Raw genomic sequence first — 20824 nt, forward strand, 5'->3', positions numbered from 1 at the left:
AACTTGGGGGACCAGTGGCGTCTCTCGCGGATTGGTGGGTGACTAATCGCTCTTTATCGGCGCATGCATTGCCCGGGCGCCTCGCGCGCGAACTGCTGGCAATTCCATAATGCCCGTTCCAGACCTCGGGCCTCGTCGCGCAGGTAACTGAAGCTCATGGCCGCGCGTGTTGTGTCGTTCATCACTTCGCCCGACGGGACGAGTGCCGGATCGGTCCAGCCCATCACTTTGCAATAGCTGCGCGTTCCACACGCCGCCTGGGCCAGAACGGGAAAACTCGCTGCCGGCTGTGACCGGTCCAGCGTCAGGATGATCGTGTCGCCCAATTGAACATTCCGGCGGGGCAGGATCGTGCTGACAACAGAGTTGACACTGGTTCGGGGGCCATCCTCCTGGCTGGGGACGATCAAGCCGGCAGCTGTTGCTCCTGCCGCATGGACGGCGGAAAGGGATGCCAACTTGCCAATGACCGGTTCTTGCCCATTGATCTGGCCGTCATAGGCCCTTGGCGCGCCCCAGCCGCCAGGCCAGCGGAAAAAGAGGTGCGTGCCGACCTGCGCCAGCTTGTCGAGACTGGGGCTCCAATAGGGGCGGACCCAGTCGGTGTGATAATGGGTGGCGAGGCCGACTTGCGGGAAGGTCGCGCCATTGAGCATGTCGATGGCGATTCCGCGCGCCCGCTCCCATGCCGCTTCCGACCAACGCCGGTTGAGCGCGCCATCGCAGGTGAAGGTGAACTGGCAACCGGTGGTCCGCTCACTACCTTGAAACACGACGCCGCAGATACTCTTGGGAAAGGCCGGATGGCGGGCTCGGTTGATAACCACCTGCGCCACAGCCCTCTGGCCATCAGCGTCATCTCCCGCCTCGTAGAGCACTGCGGCAGCCAGGCAATCGACAGCGCGCGCCGCATTCAGCGTGTCGCCAGTAAAACGAAAGGGCGTCGCTGCGGGAAAACCACCGCTGACGAAAGGCTGCAGTGCATTGGCAGCCCGGGCATCCTGTGCAGCCAGGTCCATCAGTGCGACTGGCGCAACAATCGGTGGCGGTGCACCGGGTGGCGGGGCATGGCCGAAGCGGGAGGCGGACGAGCCACTGCCTGCCACCAGACCGATCACCAACCCGATGACCAGGAGCAGGATCAGGATGACGGAAACGGCCCGCCCTTGTCTGCGCCTGCGAGCGACCATGACCGACCGTCAGAGTTCCGGCAAAAAGTCCGGTACCGACAAATAGCGTTCGCCTGTGTCATAATTGAAGCCCAGGAAGCGGGTGCCAGAGGGAAAGTCATCCAACTTCTGGCTTATGGCAGACAGGGTCGCGCCCGAGGAAATGCCAACCAGAACGCCTTCCTCGCGGGCACTGCGGCGGGCAAATTCCTTGGCGTCATTGGGGTCAACTTGCACGACACCGTCAAGCAGGGCGGTGTGCAGATTGGCCGGGATGAAGCCCGCACCAATGCCCTGAATGGCATGGGGACCGGGCGCACCGCCAGAGATAACGGGAGACAATGTCGGCTCCACGGCAAACACCTTGAGCGCAGGCCAGTGCTTTTTCAGTTCTTGCGCCGTGCCGGTGATATGACCACCGGTGCCGACTCCGGTGACCAGCACGTCAATCGGCGCATCGGCAAAGTCGGCGAGGATTTCCTGTGCGGTCGTGCGGACATGGACGTCAATGTTGGCCGGATTTTCGAACTGTTGCGGCATCCAGGAACCCGGCGTGGTGGAAACCAGTTCCAAAGCGCGCTCGATGGCACCCTTCATGCCCTTTTCACGCGGCGTCAGGTCAAAGCTCGCGCCGTAGGCCAGCATCAGGCGCCGCCGTTCAAGCGACATGGATTCGGGCATGACAAGGATCAGCTTGTAGCCCTTGACCGCCGCAACCATCGCTAGGCCGATACCGGTGTTTCCGCTGGTCGGTTCGATGATTGTCCCGCCCGGCTTGAGGTGGCCGTCGCGTTCAGCCGCCTCTATCATCGCCAGGGCAATTCTGTCCTTGATCGATCCACCAGGGTTCGACCGCTCCGACTTGATCCATACTTCGGCGGAACCGAACAGCCGCTGCATACGGATATGCGCGCTGTTGCCGATGGTATCGAGGATGGTGTTGGCTTTCACGATGATGTTCCCATGGTCTGTGGCCCTTCTTTGGGCTCTGAGGGGGTAGATGCTAATCGCAATGATACTACTTTGGTCTTCGCTTCGGATTTGGCAAGCGGAACGCTGGTTTGATCTGAAAAAGCAGCCTTTGGTCAGACGAGCTTATTAGGCGGGTCAAATGTTCGGGCCTGCCGCAGTTCAGGGAACAGGCCGGCCCAGATCAGGGTGATGGCGATCGCCCCGGCGCCGCCGACCACAACAGCACCAACAGGGCCGATCAAAGCGGCAAGCAATCCACTTTCGGCCTCTCCCAACTCGTTGGAGGCTGAAATGGTCAATTGCGACACGGCGCTTACCCGGCCACGCATCTCATCGGGCGTGTGAAGCTGGATCAGCGACTGACGGACATAGACGGATATCATGTCCGCAGCGCCAGCGACGGTCAGAGCCCCTACACTGAGCCAAAAATTGGTGGACAGGCCAAATGTCACAACGGCCAGGCCGAAAATAACCACTGCCGCCAGCATTTTGAGGCCGACTTCCTGCTTCATCGGCCGGAAGGAGAGGAAAATCGCGACTGCCGCCGCGCCTATGCCCATGCTGGCGGCAAGCAGGCCTAGGCCGTCTGCGCCAACCTGCAATATATCACGGGCAAAAACCGGGAGGAGGGCGGTCGATCCAGCGAGCAGTACGGCAAACAGATCCAGCGTGATGGTCGACAACACCAGGCGGTTTTGTCGTACGTAGCGGAATCCCTCGGCGATTCTGTGCAATGGTCGCTGGTCCGTTTGGACCGGCGGTTGTGGCACGGTACCGATCATCCCGATCGCCGCGAGCGCGATAAGGAACAGTCCACAGCTGAATCCATAAGCCAGATCGGGATGAATGGCATAAAGCACCCCGGCAAGACTGGGCCCGCCGATGCTACCCACCTGCCAGGCACTGGAACTCAAGGCAATCGCGGTGGGAAGGCTTTCGCGCGGGACAAGGTTCGGTGCGAGCGCCGAATAGGCTGGTCCTGAAAATGCCCGCGAAACACCGATCAGCACAGCCGCGACAAACAGCGCCGGCAGACTCAACTGCTCGAACCAGGTCAGTCCCCCCAAATAAAGGGTGGTGAACAAAAGCAATGCGGTTGTCGCTTGGGCTATCCGGCGCCGGTCAATCGTGTCGGCGACCAAACCGACCAAAGGTGTCAGCAGGAAAAGAGGGACAAATTGGGCCAGTCCGATCATGCCCAGCAGAAATGCGGATGTGCTCACATCCATCGTTTCCCGGGCAAGATTATAGACCTGCCAGCCGAGGATCAGCGTCATCCCGGTCTGGGCAATGGTATTGCACAGTCGGGCGATGAAATAAGCACGAAAAGCGGGGATGAGCAGGGGGTGCGAAACTGTCTGGCCTGTCATTCCTGTTCCTTGCCGCGTTCCGGATCAATCTGGTCTATCGCAGCAAACAATGTGGCGAGTTGGTGCCGGTCATCCTCTGGAATCTCCGGTCGCCATATCTCAAACAGCAGGATCGTCCGGTCGCTGCTGCCCCGATTCCAAGCTTCATGTTCGACGCTGTCGTCAAATATCAGCATCTTGCCGAAATGCCATGACCGAGTTTCATGGCCACAGCGCAAGGCACACCCTTCCGGCGCAATGAGAGGCAGATGGCATATGAGGCGGGTATTGAGCAGGCCGTGGTGGGCGGTGATATGTGTGCCCGGCTTCAACCGGGAATAGAGAGCCATCGGCGACCGGCCCTCGACATGGGGCAGGGGAGCATCCGCGAGCGCCGCCATCGTTTGCGGGCAGTGACGCGACAATTCGGTGGGTTGCCCGCCCTGCCACAAATAAGCAGCACCCCAGTTTTCATTCTCCAGCAACGCGCTGCTGGACGCCGGGCGGTCGGCACCGCGGCGGATATAAGGTGCGAATGGTTGGTCACTGCGCTCCAGCAACGCCAAAAATTCGTCACGCAATGCCTCGGCTTGCGCCTCCAGACCGGCAACCCAATCAAATTCTTGCCGTTCGTAGAAGCAGCGCTGGGGCAGGCCGGGGTAGTAAAACATGCTGGGCTGCTGGAGAAAAATCTCCGACCGGCCATACAAAAGGTCAATCGCGTGCCGAAGCGCAGGACTGCCGCCGACACCCACGCCGGTGCCATCAAGCGCAGCGGCAAACTCCTCGGCAAGCCGCCTCTGAGACTGTTCGCAAAAACTCTGGGCGTGGGCCAGCCCGGCATGCAGCGCCTGCGGCACCTGGCTGTTGCTCGCCTGATTGAGCGCCGCGCGGTACCAGCTGGCGGCTGAGCGCACATCACCTGTTGCCGCCTTCAACTGGCCCATGGCCAACATGGCGGGGATGTCCCGCCGGTCGCGCTCCAATATGCGAAGCAGAGCCGACTGTTCACGTGGGCGATCTGCGACCATGGATGCCGCCCTTGCCTCGACCCAGTCAGCCTGCGGTGGCAAAGACACGTCGCGATGGCGCATTTCGTCGATAAGGCTCAGGCTTCCCGACGGATTACCGGATTGGAGCAGGGCAACAATCTGCTGCAACTGCGGGGAGGATGGGGTGCCACTTGCCATGGCCCTCGGTTAGACCGGTGGCGGAACGACCGCAACCTTTGTGACGTTGGTTCAACAGGCTGATCCGCCGCTCAGGCGATGGTCACAAAGCTGTCGAGGACGCGTTTCGCGCCAGCGGTCTCAAACTCAACCTCCAGCTTGTTGCCTTCAATGTCCTGGATAAGGCCATAGCCGAACTTTTCGTGAAATATGCGCATGCCGATGGCGAGATCGCTGCGACCCTTGTTGCCAAGCGAGACGGCGCTGCCACGCGCCTCGACAATCCGCTTGGGAGCGGGATCATAAGCTGTCTGGCTCGCCCTTTGCCAACCGGGCCCGCGCCCCGTTCCGCGGCCGACATCGGCAAATGGATCGCTGACTGTCGACCAGTTGGCCCGCCACAGCGATTCACCGCCGCCCATCGTGTTTTCCTGCTCGACATGCTCTGGGGGCAATTCGGCTATAAACCGCGACGGGATTGCGCTTTGCCATTGCCCATAAACGCGGCGATTGGCGGCGTGGAGGATGGTGCAGCGTTCCCGGGCACGGGTGATCGCGACATAGGCCAGCCGCCGCTCCTCTTCGAGCGAGCGCAAGCCACCTTCATCAAGGGCGCGCTGCGATGGAAACAGGCCATCTTCCCAACCCGCGAGGAAGACATGCCCGAACTCGAGCCCCTTGGCGGCATGGACGGTCATGATCGTCACCTTGGGCTCATCACTTGCCGCCTCATTGTCCATGACCAGGCTGACATGCTCAAGGAATTCGTCGAGCGTCTCATATTCCTCCATCGCCCGGACAAGTTCCTGCAGGTTTTCCAGCCGTCCTGCGGCCTCGCTGCTCTTGTCCGCTTGCAACATGGCGGTGTAGCCGCTCTCATCCAGGACGATCTGCGCCAACGTGGCATGGTTCACCGCACTGGCCTGATCGCGCCAGCGGGCGACGGACTGCGCAAACCCCGCCAGCGACCGACGCGCCTGCGGCGTGCCCTCATCGCTCTGGCCAATCATTGCCGCAGCCGCCAGTAATGGCACGCGTTGATCTCGGGCGATGCGGTGGACCGACGCCATCGCCTTGTCGCCCAGACCGCGCTTGGGCGTGTTGACGATCCGTTCGAACGCCAGATCATCCGCAGGCTGATTGATCAGTCGCAGATAGGCAATTGCGTCTCTTATTTCTGCGCGCTCATAGAAACGGAAGCCGCCAATGACCTTGTATGGCACGCCGATGTGGATGAACCGTTCTTCGAATTCACGCGTCTGGAACGAAGCACGCACGAGAATGGCAATGGTGTCAGGAGAGACACCGATCCGCTGCAGCTGCTCAATCTCTTCGCCGACCCGGCGCGCTTCCTCGGGGCCGTCCCACACACCGATGACCCTGACCTTTTCGCCGGCTTCGGCTTCGGTCCAGAGCGTCTTGCCCAGCCGCTCGCCATTGTTGGCGATCAGGCCGGATGCGGCGCCCAGAATATGCGGGGTCGAACGGTAATTCTGTTCAAGCCGGATGACCTTGGCACCCGGAAAATCGCGCTCGAACCTGAGGATATTGGCGACTTCCGCGCCGCGCCAGCTATAGATCGACTGGTCGTCATCACCTACAACCGCGATATTCTTGCGCTCCTGCGCCAGCAGCCGCAGCCACAGATATTGAGCGGCATTGGTGTCCTGATACTCATCGACCAAAATGTAGCGGAACCGTTGTTGATAATCCGCCAGCACTTCACGGTGAGTGCGGAATATCACCAGCATGTGCAGCAACAGATCGCCAAAATCGCAAGCGTTCAGAGTCCTCAACCGGTCCTGATACAGCTGGTAAAGTGCCAGCCCCTTGCCATGCGCAAAACCATCATCGTCACCGGCCTGAAGATCAGCCGGGGTCAAACCGCGATTCTTCCACCGGTCGAGAAGGGCCGCAAATTGCCGGTTGGGCCAACGCTTGTCGTCTATCCCTTCGGCCTGAAGCAATTGCTTTATGACGCGCAACTGGTCATCGGTATCGAGGATGGTGAAATTGCTGTGCAGTCCGACCAGTTCAGCGTGGCGACGCAGCATCTTGGCGGCCATGGCGTGAAATGTACCAAGCCACGCCATCCCTTCACTCGATGGGCCGACAAGCTTGGCAATGCGCTCGCGCATTTCGCGCGCGGCCTTGTTGGTGAAGGTCACAGCCAGTATCTGGGAGGGCCAAGCCCGACCTGATTGGACAATATGGGCCAGACGCGCGGTAAGCGCCGAGGTTTTCCCAGTCCCGGCGCCAGCCAATACCAATACCGGCCCTTCGGTCGTTAGCACAGCCTCCTGCTGCGCCGGATTCAGCCCAGCGGCATAGGCCGGCATGTTCGTTTGGGTGGACAAGGGTGACTGGTCGGACACGCGCGAACAGTTAGAGAACGCTCCACCTTGGTGCAATGGCTATTCTGCGGTCAGTGGTAAACAGCAGGACCAGTCAGTTGCCGCCTGATGCCCGGTGATTACTGGCGAGCGTGGTACCACCAGGGCCGGGAACAGTTGGCCAGCGGCCTTGCGCGATCATGGCGCGGCTGTTCGAAACCGAACCCAGCTGCCGCTCATAGATCCACAGATTGCGCAGGACAGTGCCAACATAGGCCCGTGTTTCCCAGTAGGGGATGGATTCGATGAACAGCAGCGGGTCTCCGTTGTCCCGCACCTCGCTGTTCCACCGGCTGACCGGCGTGGGTCCAGCGTTGTATGCCGCGATCACCTTGGGGAGCAGGCCGCCCGTGACCGGATTGTCGCGCAGATGCTCGATATAGGACTGACCAAGCGCCATGTTCACCGACGGGTTCGTAAGGTCACCGCCCATGGAGCGCAGACCCATCTGGTTCGCAGTCCCCGGCATCACCTGCATCAGGCCAACCGCACCGGCGGGGCTGACAACACGGGCACGAAACTGGGATTCCTGAAGGGTGTGAGCGAAAACCAGCGCAGGGTTAACCCGCCAACCGCTCGCCGGGGTCCAGTTGGGTGCAGGGAAACGCGCCATGCCACCCGGCCGCACACCGCTGGGTGCATTATGCGCCAGGAACAACTGGGTCTCAGGCAAATTGACCTGTCCGGCGATGGCAACAAGCGCTGCATGGTCTTGTGGCTGACCAATTCGCGCCTGATATCGCAATGTCTCATCTGCAAGCCGGGTTTCACCAGCTGTCGCAAGGGCAATGGCCGTTCGCACATTGGGCAGTGCGGCAACGCGACGCCGGGCAGCTTCATCGGCTTCAGTGCCCGCGAGTGACTCTCTCACGCCCAGACTTTCGGCCGCCAGCTGACCATAAAATGTCTCCGGCAGCGAAGCGGCGCGACGCAGAGCCGGCTGTGCTTCTTGTGGCAGACCAGCTGCGGTCGCAGAGCGCGCAAACCAGAAATGGCCTGCGGCTTCCAGCTCATCTTCCGTTGCACGGGTTGCCACATTGCGAAAGGCGATCATGGCAGCGCGATAATCCGCCTCACGCCAGGCGGCGAGACCCTGCGTCCAGTCAGCCTGTGCCACCCATTCGCCAGCACCATTCTGGGCCAGAGCGGCAACCCGGCGAGCATTGGTGACGTCATTCTCGATGTAATAGGACCAGGCGATCCTCTGCCGCCATTCAGTCAGCGTTGCCGGGGCAAGTCTGGTTTCTGCCGCAAGCAGCAGCGATTCGGCTCCGGCGGGATCATCAGCGGTGATCCGTGCCTGAATTTGGCGGCCAAGATTGCCGAGCATCGGATCGGCCACCGAGCGCGGATTACCCCGTCGAGGCGAGGAACCAGCCCAGCCGAGGCGTTGCAGACCCGGCAGGGATGGCAAATCGGTGATGCCTCGCCGCTGCGCCAGGCTGGCCAGGCGGCTGGCTTGGGGCAAGGTAGGCGCTTCGTTGAGCAAGGCACGCAATTCGGACGGCTCAGCACGGGGGCTGGATGGTGCCAACAGATATTCGGCACGGGCAAATGCCGCCAACTGGCGGTCGCGCATGGCCTCAATCTGGGCCCGGGCAAGGTCCCACCGACCTGTGCGAATGGAAGACAAGGCATCGGCCAGGCTCACTGTCCCATTGACCGTGACGCCCGGAGACTGGGGCCCGGTTACCGCTGTCACCGCATCATCACCATTGGCAAAGGCCGGGACCGGCGCAAACAGCAAGGCACCGGAAAGCAACAGCGAGGGAAGGGCAAACTTGGCAATCATCATGTCAGCGTCGGCTCCTTCAGGGGCTTCAAGGCTGTCCAGGCTGGCCGTTTCAGCAGGGGCTGCTTCAACAGAAGGCGTGGATGGTGGATGGCAATGGCCGCCCTCATGCCGCCCGAAAGGTTAATTTGTCGTTGACCAAGGCCATCCGGCGGCACCACGTCCCCGGTCAAAAGACTACAACTCTGTTGCCCGAACAGCAGCAGATGACGAGGCCGCGCGATAGCGATGTGGTGCCGCGCGATCGAAAGCAGTTCGTCTGCCTCGGGCCCGGCAAGACGACCGGCGGGAGGGCGCGTAAAAGCGATGCTGGCGATTCGCACCAGATTGCGATCCAGTCCAATCGCGGAGAGCATCGCATCGACAAGCCGCCCCTGGACGCCTGAAAACAATCGGCCCTGCTCAAGGTCCAACTCATCTGGCGTGTCTGAAAGGATCATTAGCGGCGCATCCACCGGTCCATGCGGCAGGACAGGAGGACCGGACCACAAGGCACCGGGCAGCGGAGACCCGGAGGCGAGCCAATGATCAAAAGCCTCAAGGTCACCGGGCATGGCCAATGGAGGCGATGCCTCCCTGGCTGTTGGTGCGTCAGCCATCACCGCATTGCTGTTGGCCCGGACACGCTGTCCGGCGTCGTTCAGCGCAGCGGCAGGCCGCTGTTGTCCAGGTCCGGCATCGGCACCAGCGCGTGGGGCGGGGGATAGCCAGTCCGTGGCTCTATCGCTCACAGCATCCAGCACGCCGGCCTTTGTCCACCAGTCCAGATAGCTCGAAATTGCGGAAGATTGTTCCCCGATCATGGGTTAAACGCAAACAGCCAGTTGACGTTCAGGTCAATTGGCGGGCATCGGCATTTCCGACAGGATGAGTTTGACACGCGCTGACATGAGTCATGACCGCGTCACACAGCGAACGAGGGTAGGAGTCCGCCATGAGCGAACGTGAATCAATGCCTTATGACGTGGTCATCGTCGGTGCTGGGCCGGCTGGCCTATCAGCAGCTATCCGCTTGAAACAAAAGGCGGGCGAAGCTGGCAAGGACGTCAGCGTCTGCGTGATTGAAAAAGGCTCGGAAGTTGGCGCGCATATTTTGTCGGGTGCTGTCATCGATCCCAAGGCGCTCGACGAACTCCTGCCTGAATGGAGGGATTCGGGCTGTCCGCTGGCGGCGACTCCGGTAACCGAGAATCACCACTGGATTCTCACCGAAAAGAAGAAGATCGACTTCCCGCATTTCCTGCTGCCGTCGTTCATGAACAACCATGGCACCTACACCGGCAGCCTTGGCAGCCTGTGTCGCTGGCTGGCGGAGCAGGCCGAGGGACTAGGGGTCGAGATTTTCCCCGGTTTTGCGGCTGCCGAAGTCCTCTATGATGAAGCTGGCGCCGTGCGCGGTGTTGCTACCGGCGACATGGGCGTGACGCGGGATGGTGAGCAAGGGCCCGATTATCAGCCCGGTATGGAGCTTCATGCACGCTATACCTTGTTTGCAGAAGGTGCGCGGGGGCATCTGACCAAGCAGGTCAAGGCCACCTATGATCTTGAGGCCGATTGTGACCCACAGGTTTATGGTATCGGTATCAAGGAGTTGTGGGACATTCCTGCCGACAAGCATGAGCCGGGGCGGGTGATCCACACACAGGGCTGGCCGCTCAATGTTGACAGCCACGCCAACGGTGGTGGTTTCCTTTATCATCAGGCCAACGGTCAGGTCGCCTTGGGCTTCGTCACCTGGCTCAGCTACAAGAATCCGCACCTCTCGCCCTTCCAGGAAATGCAGCGCTGGAAAACCCATCCAGCGATCAGGGCGATCCTCGAAGGCGGCAAGCGCGTATCCTATGGCGCCCGCGCCATTACCGATGGCGGTTTCCAATCAGTGCCCAGGCTGGTCTTCCCCGGCGGCGCGCTGATCGGTTGCTGTGCCGGTTTCCTCAACGTGCCGCGCATCAAGGGCACGCATACTGCGATGAAATCGGGCATGATGGCGGCCGAAGCTGCGTTTGACGCGGTCATGGCGGATCGTGGCCAGGATGTTCTCACCACCTATCCGGAAGCCTATGAGGCGAGCTGGGTCTATGAGGAACTGCGCCTGGTTCGCAACACGGTGCCCCTCGTAAAGAAATTTGGCGAAACGGCCGGGACCATCCTCGCTGGAACGACCATGTGGGCCGAACATCTCGGCATCAAAATGCCCTTCACCATGAAGCATAAGCCTGACCATGTCGGTATGCTTCGCGCAGACATCGCACCCAAGATTGACTATCCCAAGCCAGACGGTGTCATCAGCTTTGATCGCCTTTCTTCGGTGTTCCTTTCGAACACCAATCATGGCGAAGATCAGCCCTGTCACCTCAAACTCGGAGATCCTGATCGCCCGGTCGCCTACAACCTGCCGCTCTATGACGAACCGGCGCAGCGGTATTGCCCGGCTGGCGTTTATGAGGTCGTCGGCGAGGAGGAGGGCAACCCCCGCTTCCAGATCAACGCGCAGAACTGCGTCCACTGCAAGACCTGCGACATCAAGGACATGACCCAGAATATAACCTGGGTTTCCCCTGAAGGCGGTGGTGGCCCCAACTATCCGAACATGTGAGTCCGAGTCCTCCCCGGTAACGGGGAGGGGGACCACCGCAGGTGGTGGAGGGGCGCGCGATGCTTAGCGGTACAAAAGGTTCAGTGAAACTGGCGCGCAAATTGCGGAGCGAGATGACTGTTCCTGAAGTGAAACTTTGGCAAGAGCTCCGCAAACGCCCGGATGGTCTGAAGTTTCGCCGCCAGCACCCCGCCGGTCCCTATATCATCGACTTTTATTGCGCAGCGGCGCGACTGGCGATCGAGATTGATGGCGCTGCCCATGACAATGCGGCGAGGATTCAATCCGATGAACGGCGCTCGGTCTTTCTTCGTGAACAGCATATCGCCACAATGCGTGTACCCGCCGAGGCGGTCATGGAAAATTTCGACGGAGCGGTGTTGAGAATATTGAGTGTCTGTCGTGAACGTTCCGATCGGATAGCATCGGAGGGCCGCGCGCCCCTCCACCATCCTCTGGATGGTCCCCCTCCCCGTTCCGGGGAGGATCAATGATCGAAACCGGCTACGCCAAGATCAACCTCGCGCTGCATGTCCGCAAGCGGCGTGATGATGGCTATCATGAACTGGAAACGCTGTTCGCCTTTGTCGATGATGGCGACCGGCTCTCTGTCGAGCCCGCTGAGCGCGACAGCCTGACGATAAGCGGGGAGTTCGCAGCGGGCCTGACCTCCGGTCCCGACAATCTCGTCCTGCAGGCGCTCGAAGCCATGCGCGCGATGGTCCGTCCCGGCCAGCCAACCATTCCCCCGCTCGCCATCAATCTCGACAAACGCTTGCCGGTGGCGGCAGGCATCGGCGGCGGATCGGCAGACGCCGCCGCGATGATCCGCCTGCTTGACCGTCATTTCGTCCACAATGGCGACATGAAGGAGCTGGTCCTCGCCACCTCTCGCCTTGGCGCCGACGTCGGTGCCTGTATTGTCAGCCAGACCCGGCTCGGCCGCGGCACTGGCAACGACCTGCATATGCCGGGTGAGGATGATGCGAAGGACCTGGCCGTCCTCCTCGTCAACCCGCGACTGCCGCTGGCGACCGGCCCGGTATTCAAGGCGTGGGACGGTGTAGACCGTGGGCCGCTGGGCGAGGGCGCCGTCCTCGCGGCGGCACGGGCAGGGCGCAACGATCTGGAGGGGCCAGCCACCACCCTTTGTCCGGAGATTGACGAGGTGCTCACGCTGCTCCGTGCACAACTCCCCATCATGGCACGCATGTCGGGCTCCGGTGCAACCTGCTTCGCGTTGTTCCACTCGCTCGGCACCATGCAATCCGCTGCCATTCGCATCGCCGACGATCACCCTGACTGGTGGGTGATGGGCGGTCAATTGCGATGAGTGGCATCCGTCAGCCTTGGAATTTGCTGGGCGAGCCGCGTTGTGGTGGAATTCTGCTGATCGGAGATCATGCCTCGAACCATGTCCCGGAGGACATCGATCTGGGCATCGACCGGCATTTGCTGGATGAGCATATCGCCATCGATATCGGCGTGGCAGACGTTGCGCGGCACATGGTCAACAGCACGGCGGTCGATGCGGCCTGGCTTGCGGCCCAGTCCCGTCTCGTCGTTGACCTTAACCGCGACGAGCACGCGCCAGGCCTGATCCCCATCGCCAGTGACGGCCACGCCATTCCGGGCAATGCCCTCAGCCATGATCAGCATGTCGCGCGGCTTGACCGTTTCTACCGCCCCTATCATCGGGGGTTGGCTGATCTGCTCTCCCAAGCGCGTCCCGCGTTGATCCTTTCGCTGCACAGCTTCACCCCGGCACTGGCCACGTCGGATGAGGCCCGGCCCTGGCAGGTCGGCGTGCTTTACAATCAGGACGATCGCGCCGCCCGCATCGCCATCCCGCTGCTCGAGGCCGAAGGGCTCTGCGTCGGTGACCAACTCCCTTATTCCGGTAAGCTCCTGAACTATACAATGAATGTCCATGCCGAGGGCAATGGCATTCCCTATCTGGGCATTGAAATGCGGCAGGACACCGCAACCGGATCTGGTGCCCAGGCCCTGTGGGCAGAACGATTGGGTCGAATCTGCAACACTGTGACGTTGAAGCTGGCAATCTAGCCGTGTAGGGCTTCGCAAAGCCGCACTCCGGCGCAATTTTCTGTCTCAGGAGCCCGACCATGCCTGCCTATCGTTCGCGTACCACTACCCACGGCCGCAACATGGCCGGCGCGCGCGGGCTGTGGCGGGCCACCGGCATGAAGGACAGCGACTTTGGCAAGCCCATCATCGCCGTCGTCAACAGCTTTACCCAATTCGTGCCCGGCCACGTCCACCTCAAGGACCTGGGCCAGATGGTCGCGCGGGAGATTGAAGCCGCCGGTGGTGTGGCCAAGGAGTTCAATACCATCGCAGTCGATGATGGTATAGCGATGGGCCATGACGGCATGCTCTACAGCCTGCCGAGCCGTGACCTCATCGCCGACAGCGTCGAATATATGGTCAACGCCCACTGCGCTGATGCCATGGTCTGCATCTCCAACTGCGACAAGATCACGCCGGGCATGCTGATGGCTGCCCTGCGCATCAACATCCCGGTCGTGTTCGTCTCTGGCGGACCGATGGAGGCCGGCAAGGTGATCCTCAAGGGCAAGGAACATGCGCTCGATCTTGTGGACGCCATGGTTGCCGCTGCCGACGACAGCTATACCGACGAGGAAGTTACAGAGATCGAGCGCTCGGCCTGCCCGACCTGCGGCTCCTGCTCGGGAATGTTCACCGCCAATTCGATGAACTGCCTGACCGAGGCATTGGGTCTGTCGCTGCCGGGCAATGGCTCCACCCTCGCCACACATGCGGACCGCAAGGCGCTGTTCCTGCGCGCCGGGCACCTGATCGTTGATCTCGCCAAACGCTATTATGAAGGCGACGACACCAGCGTCCTGCCCCGCAGCATTGCCAGCTTCAAGGCGTTCGAAAATGCCATGACCCTGGACATCGCGATGGGTGGATCGACCAACACCGTGCTCCACCTGCTCGCTGCCGCATATGAGGCTGGCGTCGATTTCACCATGGCCGATATCGACCGCCTCTCCCGCCGTGTCCCCTGCCTCAGTAAAGTCGCCCCGGCCAAGTCAGATGTGCATATGGAGGATGTCCACCGCGCAGGCGGCATCTTCGCCATCCTTGGTGAACTGGAGCGAGGCGGCCTGTTGCACACCGATGTTCCGACCGTGCATGCGCCCACCCTGGGGCACGCAATCAACGCCTGGGATATCGGTCGCACCAACGATCCTCAGGTTCAGCATTTCTTCCTCGCCGCGCCCGGGGGTGTCCCAACCCAAACCGCCTTCAGCCAGGACCGGCGATGGGACGCACTGGACCTTGACCGGGAAAAGGGCGTCATCCGATCGGTTGACCATGCCTTTTCAAAGGATGGCGGCATCGCCGTGCTCACCGGCAATATCGCGCTCGATGGCTGCATTGTCAAAACCGCAGGGGTCGATGAATCGATCCTGATTTTCTCCGGCCCTGCCAAGGTCTTTGAGAGTCAGGATGACGCTGTGACAGCGATCCTTACCGATCAGGTGCAGGCTGGCGACGTCGTTGTCATTCGCTACGAAGGTCCGAAAGGCGGGCCCGGCATGCAGGAAATGCTTTATCCGACCAGCTATCTCAAATCAAAGGGGTTGGGCGCGGCGTGCGCGCTGGTGACCGACGGCCGCTTTTCGGGCGGGACTTCAGGCCTGTCGATAGGCCATGTCTCCCCGGAAGCTGCGGAAGGTGGGGCCATCGCGCTGGTGCGGGATGGGGACCGGATTGACATCAACATTCCCGAACGCAGCATCAACCTGATGATTTCAGATGTGGAACTGGCCGAAAGGCGCGCAGCAATGGACGCCAAGGGCGCCAATGCCTGGCAGCCCGCGACGCACCGTCCACGTTCGATTTCGGTGGCTTTGCGTGCTTATGCGGCCATGACGACGAGTGCCGCACGTGGCGCTATTCGGGACATCTCGCAATTGGCCCCCTTGTCTCGCGGGTCAAAGCAGGCATAAGAACAGGCCTATGGGGAAAAGGCGGTTACATTCGTTCAGGGCAGGATTCATTGGTGCGGGCTTGGCTCTTTCAGCTTGCTCGACCGAACCTGACAATCAGAAGCTCGCAGAGGTTGAGGCTCAGCATGTGCGGGATGCCGCCGATGCCGGGCGCATATTTTGCGCGCTCAACGGTGAACAGCATTTCCAGTTGAACTGCACGCTTGACCGCATCGCCAGTGCCGATGGCCAGTTGCTTATGCTCGGCCGCGCTGATGCTGGCTATCGCCGGTTCCGGATCACCAGCGACGGGCGAGGGGTCGTAACGGCAGATGGCGCTGATGAGGCGCGAGTATCGTTGATGGACAATGGCTTGATCGAGGTTGCGGTCGCACAGGATCGCTATCGCCTCCCCGCAACTGTCCGGCGTTGATCCCGGGCCACCGGCTTGCCCTTCGCGTCCGCCGGGCCTAGCAGGACGCGGTGAACCGGCCCCATCCCATATTGACCGCCGCCGCCATGCGCGAAGCCGAACAGGCTGCTGCCCTCGCTGGCACGCCGCTTGACAGGTTGATGGATCGTGCCGGCCATGCGCTGGCCCGGCTCGCTTTCCGCATGGCCGCCGGTCGCCCGGTGCACATCCTTGCCGGACCCGGCAACAATGGTGGTGATGGTTATGTCGCCGCTCATTATCTGGCGGCAATGGGCGCCACGGTCACCGTCAGCGGGCACGCCGCGCCGGTCACCGATCTTGCAAGACAGGCGGCGGCACGCTGGGGCAGGGGAACCGACAGCCTCGATCGCGCGCCTGTCGCCACCGCTGTTCTTGTCGATTGCCTGTTCGGCACTGGTCTCAACCGACCGCTTGATCAGTATCTGTCCGGTGCCCTGTCTCGTCATGCCGCCAGCGCAGCGCGTATTATCGCCGCTGATGTGCCGAGCGGCCTCGCCACCGACAGCGGGGCAGACCTTGGCTGCCCGATCCATGCCGATGTCACGCTCGCATTTGGCGCTCTAAAGCCCGCGCACCTGCTGTTTCCGGGTGCGTCGCGCATGGGCAGGGTCATGCTTGATGATCTCGGCCTGACGATCACGAGCCACCAGACCACAGCCGTCATGCCCTTCCTTCCAGAGCCCGGTTTTGCCTCGCACAAATATGCGCGCGGCCTCGTAGCGGTGGTCGCCGGAAAAATGGCGGGAGCCGCCGAACTCGCCGCACGGGCCGCCTTGCGCTCTGGCGCTGGCTATGTCCGGCTGATCGGTTCCGCCCTGCCACCATCGCCTCCGCTGGCCATTGTCCGCCAGGGTTGGCGGGACGGCGCGGCTATCCTTGATGATCGGATCGGTGCCATCCTTGTCGGCTGTGGTCTGGGGCAGGGTGAGGATGCACATGCCCGCCTCGATGCGGCCCGCGCCACCGGCAAGCCGCTCGTCGTGGATGCCGATGCGCTGGGCCTGCTCGGCGAAACCCGCTTCGACCAACCGGCTATCCTGACTCCCCATGCCGGCGAATTTGCCCGGATGGGCGGGGCAGTGGTTCCGGACAAAATCAGCGCCACAGTTCAGCTGGCGGACCGCTACAATGCCGTCCTTGTCCACAAGGGGCCGGATACTGTGATCGCCACGCCTGATGGCCGGGTGGCCATCGCCTCGCCGGGCAACAGCTGGTTGTCCACCGCCGGCACGGGTGATGTACTCGCTGGCATTGCAGCTGCCATGCTCGCTCGCGGCCTCCCCGCCTTTGAAGCGGCCCAGGCGGCGGTCATGTTGCAACAGCGCGCCGCTGAACGATCTGAAAAAGGATTTGTTGCTGATGATCTTGTCAAAGGATCGCTCTGGCCATGACGGTTGATCCCAGCCTGATCCTGCGCCTCGCGGGCCGCGGGGATGGCGTAACGGCTGATGGGCGTCACGTGCCGCTCGCCGCTCCGGGGGACAGTATAGGCGCTGATGGCACCATCTTCGCCGGCCCCCACCATCAGACGCCTCCCTGTCGCCACTATCCCCGCTGCGGCGGGTGCCAATTACAGCATGTCGATGACGACAGCTATGCCAAGTTCCTGCGGGACCGCGTCGCTGCTGCTCTGACCGCTCAAAAGCTGCCTGTGCCCGACATTCTCGAACCGCATCTCTCTCCGCCAAACAGTCGCCGCCGAGCAACCTTGAAGGCCATGCGGCTCGGCGGGTCGGTTCTGGTCGGGTTCAACGAAGGGCGCAGCCACAAGCTTGTGGACGTCCGTCAATGTACGATTCTCCACCCGGCGCTGTTTGCCCTGGTCGCTCCGCTCCGCAAACTGATGGGCCAGTTGCTTGGCCGCCGCAGCCTCGCAACCATTCAGCTGACATTGGCCGATCAAGGTGCCGATGTCCTGATCAGTGGCGTTGAGGCTGACGGGCTGGAAGCCCATGATGCCCTGCATGAGTTTGCAGCGACGAACAGGATAGCCCGCCTTACGCTTGACGAAGGCCATGGTCCGGAAGACCGCTGGGCACCGGAGCCTGTGACAATCACATTGGGGGGAGTGCCGGTGCCTTTGCCGCACGCCTCCTTTTTACAGGCAACAAAGGAGGGCGAGGACGCACTGGTGCAGTCTGTCCAGCAGATATTGGAGGGTGCCTCCGATGTGGCTGACCTGTTCGCAGGACTGGGGACATTTGCCCTCGCACTCGCACCGGGCAGTCATGTTCTGGCGGTAGAGGCTGCTCGCGACCCCATTCTCGCCTTGCGCCGCGCTGCCAATCTCAGGCAACTGCCATTGATCTGTGACCACCGCGACCTCTATCGCAGACCGCTGACGGTCCAGGATCTCAAACCCTTTGCCGGGGTGGTCATAGACCCGCCCCGGGCCGGCGCGGAAGAACAGGCCAAGACCCTGGCTCAGTCAGATGTGTCTGTGATCGCTTATGTGAGCTGCAACCCGCAAAGCTTCGCCCGAGACATGCAGATACTCGGCTCTGGCGGTTATCATCTGCAATGGGTCAGGCCGGTTGGCCAGTTCCGCTGGTCCACCCATACGGAACTGGTTGCCCGGATCAGTCGGTGATTCAGCGGCCGAACACGCTCATCGCAGCATGAATGATCAGCATCATGAGCGCGATGCTCGACAGGGCGAACAGGCCAAAGCGTACCGGCACCTTGTTGATCGTTGCCTGATAGACCGAATGGACGATCCGCAAGCCGACATAGACCCAGGCAATAGTCGCGTTGAGATTGTCGCCCTCACCGATCATCGCCAGCGTCAGCGCCACCGCGTAGAACACTGTCGGTGCCTCATGCAGATGGTTGTAATTATGCGCCTTCCACTGGATCTCGCGGGGCAACAGACCCTCCAGCATGGCGCCGGTCCATCCTTGATCGGCATTGGGCTCGCCTGATTTCGGCAGCTTGCCGATCGCCGGAATACGGGTTGCGTACATCCAAAGCCACATGATCATGGTCCAGCCCGCAAGGGCGACGACGGGGCCAAGAATGGCAGGAATATGGTCAGTCATTTCTCTCTCTCCCTCAAGTCAGGGTCAGGACAACGGCGTTGATCGACAATCCGATCAGACAGGCCGTGGACAGGGCAAACAGGGTGAAACGCACCGGGATGGTATTGATGAGCGCCTGCCACAAGGAATGAAGAATACGCAGACCAACATAGGCCCAGGCAAGGGTGAGGTTGATCTGGCTTTCTCCACCGGCCACGGCAAGGATGATCACCGCGGGATAAAAGATTGTCGGCTGTTCGACGAGATGGCTGTAATTGTGGGATTTCCAGTTGGTTTGCGGAGGCAGAACCCCCTCAAGATCCTGCCCGCGACCGCCCGGCGCTGCACCCTTCAAACTGACGCCTGCTTGGGAAAAGGCGCTGAAACGTGAAACGGCCGTCCACCCGACCATGATCAATGTCCACAGCACAAGAACTGCGGCAGGCGCCAACATGGCTTTGCTCATATCCATGGAATTTCCCCCGAAATCTGGGCCCTCTCCCTGGAGCCCTGTGCCGAAGGCTACTCCTTTTCAATAGCATTGCAACCAGTTGGAACCAGCGTGGCACCACATGGAATAACCCGGACCAGCATGGGCTGATCCGGGTTATTTTGTCCATCGTTGTCTGGCTGATCACCTATGGGATCAGAACAGTTTGGTTATGGTCGCACTGCGCCGTTCTGTGTCGGCCAGCGCTCCGACATACAGGCTCTCCATCGGCTCATCCGAAACCACGGCGACATGCTCTGCGCCAAAGCCGTTGAACTTGGTCCGCATGGCGCAGCCATAGGCACCCAGCATCCCGATTTCGATGTAATCGCCAGCCTGAATATCATCAGGCAGCATGAACGGGCCGGTCATGTGATCGAGATCGTCACAGGTCGGACCGTAAAAGCTGAACGCTTCCATCGTCACCGACACTTCGGCATTCGGCTCGCGCAACAGGGTCACCGGGAACCGCCAGCCGACATGCGCCGCATCGAACAGAGCTCCATAGGCACCGTCGTTGATGTAGAGTTCGTCGCCACGGCGCTTTTCAACGCGGACGATCAGCGAGCTGTACTCGGCCGAAAGCGCCCGGCCAGGCTCGCACCACAGTTCAGCCGAATAGCTGATCGGCAGGCTTTCGAAGCCGCGGCTGATCACGTCGAAATAGGCCTTGAGCGGCGGCGGCTCCATGCCTGGATACCAGCTCGGGAAGCCTCCGCCGACATCGACAATGTCGACCGTCACCGACGCAGCAACAATCGCTGCACGAACGCGCTCGAGCGCAACCGCATAGGCATGCGGGCTCATCGCCTGGCTTCCGACATGGAAGCAGATGCCCAGCGCATCAGCAGCCTGACGCGCAGCCATCAGCAGTTCGGCCACATCCTCGGGCTCGGCGCCGAACTTGGCGGCGAGGCTCAGCTTGCTATGGTCGGACGAAACGCGAAGGCGAACCAGCAAGTTGAGGTCGGCCGCGCCTTCGGTGGCCCGGACGATCTTTTCCAGCTCGTCCATCGTGTCGAGCGAGAAGGTGCGCACACCATGCGTCCAATAGGCTTCGGAAATCGCTTCCTCGGCCTTGACCGGATGCATGAAGCAGAGCGTCGCTTCGGGCAGGGTGCGGGCGACGAGGCGAACCTCAGCGATCGACGCGACGTCATAATGCGTCACGCCGCTATCCCAAAGGACGCGCAGCAGGTCAGGCGACGGATTCGCCTTTACCGCATACAGCGTTTTTCCCGGAAAGTGGTCTGCGAAGAAGCGGGCGGCGCGGCGCGCTGCGTGCGGACGCACCAGCGTGACCGGCTCCACCGGCTTGAGGTCGCGAACTAGACCCAGTGCGCTATGGTGATTGTGCAACTCAAGGGACCCCCAAAACGGTAGACGGAACAACAAGGCTGCCTTGCGGTTATTGGAAGTCCCCCTGGGGCAGCGGGGGGT

Annotated in this window: 18 protein-coding genes; 8 read left to right on the forward strand and 10 right to left on the reverse strand. The window is 61.4% G+C overall.

The features are described from left to right. Positions 1-53: 53 nt before the first annotated feature. From GV829_RS11930 to GV829_RS11960, 7 genes are all read right to left on the reverse strand, one after another. Complete coding sequence (locus tag GV829_RS11930; protein ID WP_169946951.1) at positions 54-1190, reverse strand: cell wall hydrolase; 1137 nt, start codon at positions 1188-1190, stop codon at positions 54-56. A gap of 9 nt (positions 1191-1199) precedes the next feature. Continuing rightward, complete coding sequence (gene cysK / locus GV829_RS11935; protein ID WP_169946953.1) at positions 1200-2120, reverse strand: cysteine synthase A; 921 nt, start codon at positions 2118-2120, stop codon at positions 1200-1202. Positions 2121-2254: 134 nt separating this feature from the next. After that, positions 2255-3511 (reverse strand): MFS transporter, encoded by a 1257-nt coding sequence (locus tag GV829_RS11940; RefSeq protein ID WP_169946955.1) that lies wholly within the window; start codon positions 3509-3511, stop codon positions 2255-2257. Beyond that, complete coding sequence (locus tag GV829_RS11945; protein ID WP_246202862.1) at positions 3508-4680, reverse strand: aspartyl/asparaginyl beta-hydroxylase domain-containing protein; 1173 nt, start codon at positions 4678-4680, stop codon at positions 3508-3510. The genes GV829_RS11940 and GV829_RS11945 overlap by 4 nt, the downstream gene beginning before the upstream one ends. Positions 4681-4751: 71 nt before the next feature. Next, on the reverse strand, positions 4752-6998 hold the full coding sequence (locus GV829_RS11950) for an ATP-dependent helicase (RefSeq protein WP_169948307.1): 2247 nt from the start codon (positions 6996-6998) through the stop codon (positions 4752-4754). Positions 6999-7107: 109 nt separating this feature from the next. Further along, entirely contained in the window at positions 7108-8847 is a 1740-nt protein-coding gene (locus GV829_RS11955) for a lytic transglycosylase domain-containing protein (protein WP_169946957.1), read from the reverse strand. Then, positions 8844-9647 carry a uracil-DNA glycosylase family protein gene (locus GV829_RS11960; protein ID WP_169946959.1) on the reverse strand — a complete coding sequence of 268 codons (804 nt, stop codon included), beginning with the start codon at positions 9645-9647 and terminating at the stop codon, positions 8844-8846. The genes GV829_RS11955 and GV829_RS11960 overlap by 4 nt, the downstream gene beginning before the upstream one ends. A gap of 131 nt (positions 9648-9778) precedes the next feature. Between GV829_RS11960 and GV829_RS11965 the strand changes: the two genes are divergently transcribed. The 8 genes from GV829_RS11965 (at position 9779) to GV829_RS12000 (ending at position 18467) form a co-directional block, all read left to right on the forward strand. Beyond that, positions 9779-11440 (forward strand): electron transfer flavoprotein-ubiquinone oxidoreductase, encoded by a 1662-nt coding sequence (locus tag GV829_RS11965; RefSeq protein WP_169946961.1) that lies wholly within the window; start codon positions 9779-9781, stop codon positions 11438-11440. 113 nt (positions 11441-11553) lie between these two features. After that, on the forward strand, positions 11554-11934 hold the full coding sequence (locus GV829_RS11970) for an endonuclease domain-containing protein (RefSeq protein WP_246202863.1): 381 nt from the start codon (positions 11554-11556) through the stop codon (positions 11932-11934). Next, complete coding sequence (locus GV829_RS11975) at positions 11931-12773, forward strand: 4-(cytidine 5'-diphospho)-2-C-methyl-D-erythritol kinase (RefSeq protein ID WP_169946963.1); 843 nt, start codon at positions 11931-11933, stop codon at positions 12771-12773. Before GV829_RS11970 ends, GV829_RS11975 begins: the two co-directional genes overlap by 4 nt. Continuing rightward, complete coding sequence (locus tag GV829_RS11980; RefSeq protein ID WP_169946965.1) at positions 12770-13507, forward strand: N-formylglutamate amidohydrolase; 738 nt, start codon at positions 12770-12772, stop codon at positions 13505-13507. The genes GV829_RS11975 and GV829_RS11980 overlap by 4 nt, the downstream gene beginning before the upstream one ends. A gap of 59 nt (positions 13508-13566) precedes the next feature. Then, the gene (gene ilvD, locus GV829_RS11985) at positions 13567-15444 is read left to right on the forward strand and encodes a dihydroxy-acid dehydratase (protein ID WP_169946967.1); all 1878 of its coding nucleotides are present in this window, start codon (positions 13567-13569) and stop codon (positions 15442-15444) included. A gap of 61 nt (positions 15445-15505) precedes the next feature. Next, positions 15506-15856 (forward strand): hypothetical protein, encoded by a 351-nt coding sequence (locus GV829_RS11990; protein WP_246202865.1) that lies wholly within the window; start codon positions 15506-15508, stop codon positions 15854-15856. 50 nt (positions 15857-15906) lie between these two features. Further along, positions 15907-17268, forward strand: coding sequence for an NAD(P)H-hydrate dehydratase (locus tag GV829_RS11995; RefSeq protein WP_246202866.1), 1362 nt, complete (start codon positions 15907-15909; stop codon positions 17266-17268). Beyond that, positions 17265-18467, forward strand: coding sequence for a class I SAM-dependent RNA methyltransferase (locus tag GV829_RS12000; RefSeq protein WP_169946971.1), 1203 nt, complete (start codon positions 17265-17267; stop codon positions 18465-18467). Before GV829_RS11995 ends, GV829_RS12000 begins: the two co-directional genes overlap by 4 nt. A gap of 1 nt (position 18468) precedes the next feature. Here GV829_RS12000 and GV829_RS12005 read toward each other — a convergent pair whose 3' ends face one another. From GV829_RS12005 to GV829_RS12015, 3 genes are all read right to left on the reverse strand, one after another. After that, the gene (locus GV829_RS12005) at positions 18469-18915 is read right to left on the reverse strand and encodes an MAPEG family protein (protein WP_169946973.1); all 447 of its coding nucleotides are present in this window, start codon (positions 18913-18915) and stop codon (positions 18469-18471) included. Between the two features lie 13 nt (positions 18916-18928). After that, entirely contained in the window at positions 18929-19366 is a 438-nt protein-coding gene (locus tag GV829_RS12010) for an MAPEG family protein (protein WP_343042822.1), read from the reverse strand. A gap of 174 nt (positions 19367-19540) precedes the next feature. After that, positions 19541-20743 carry a type III PLP-dependent enzyme gene (locus tag GV829_RS12015; protein WP_169946975.1) on the reverse strand — a complete coding sequence of 401 codons (1203 nt, stop codon included), beginning with the start codon at positions 20741-20743 and terminating at the stop codon, positions 19541-19543. Between the last annotated feature and the right edge of the window lie 81 nt (positions 20744-20824).

It is taken from the genome of Sphingomonas lacunae, from assembly GCF_012979535.1.
Classification (GTDB): Bacteria; Pseudomonadota; Alphaproteobacteria; order Sphingomonadales; family Sphingomonadaceae; genus Sphingopyxis; species Sphingopyxis lacunae.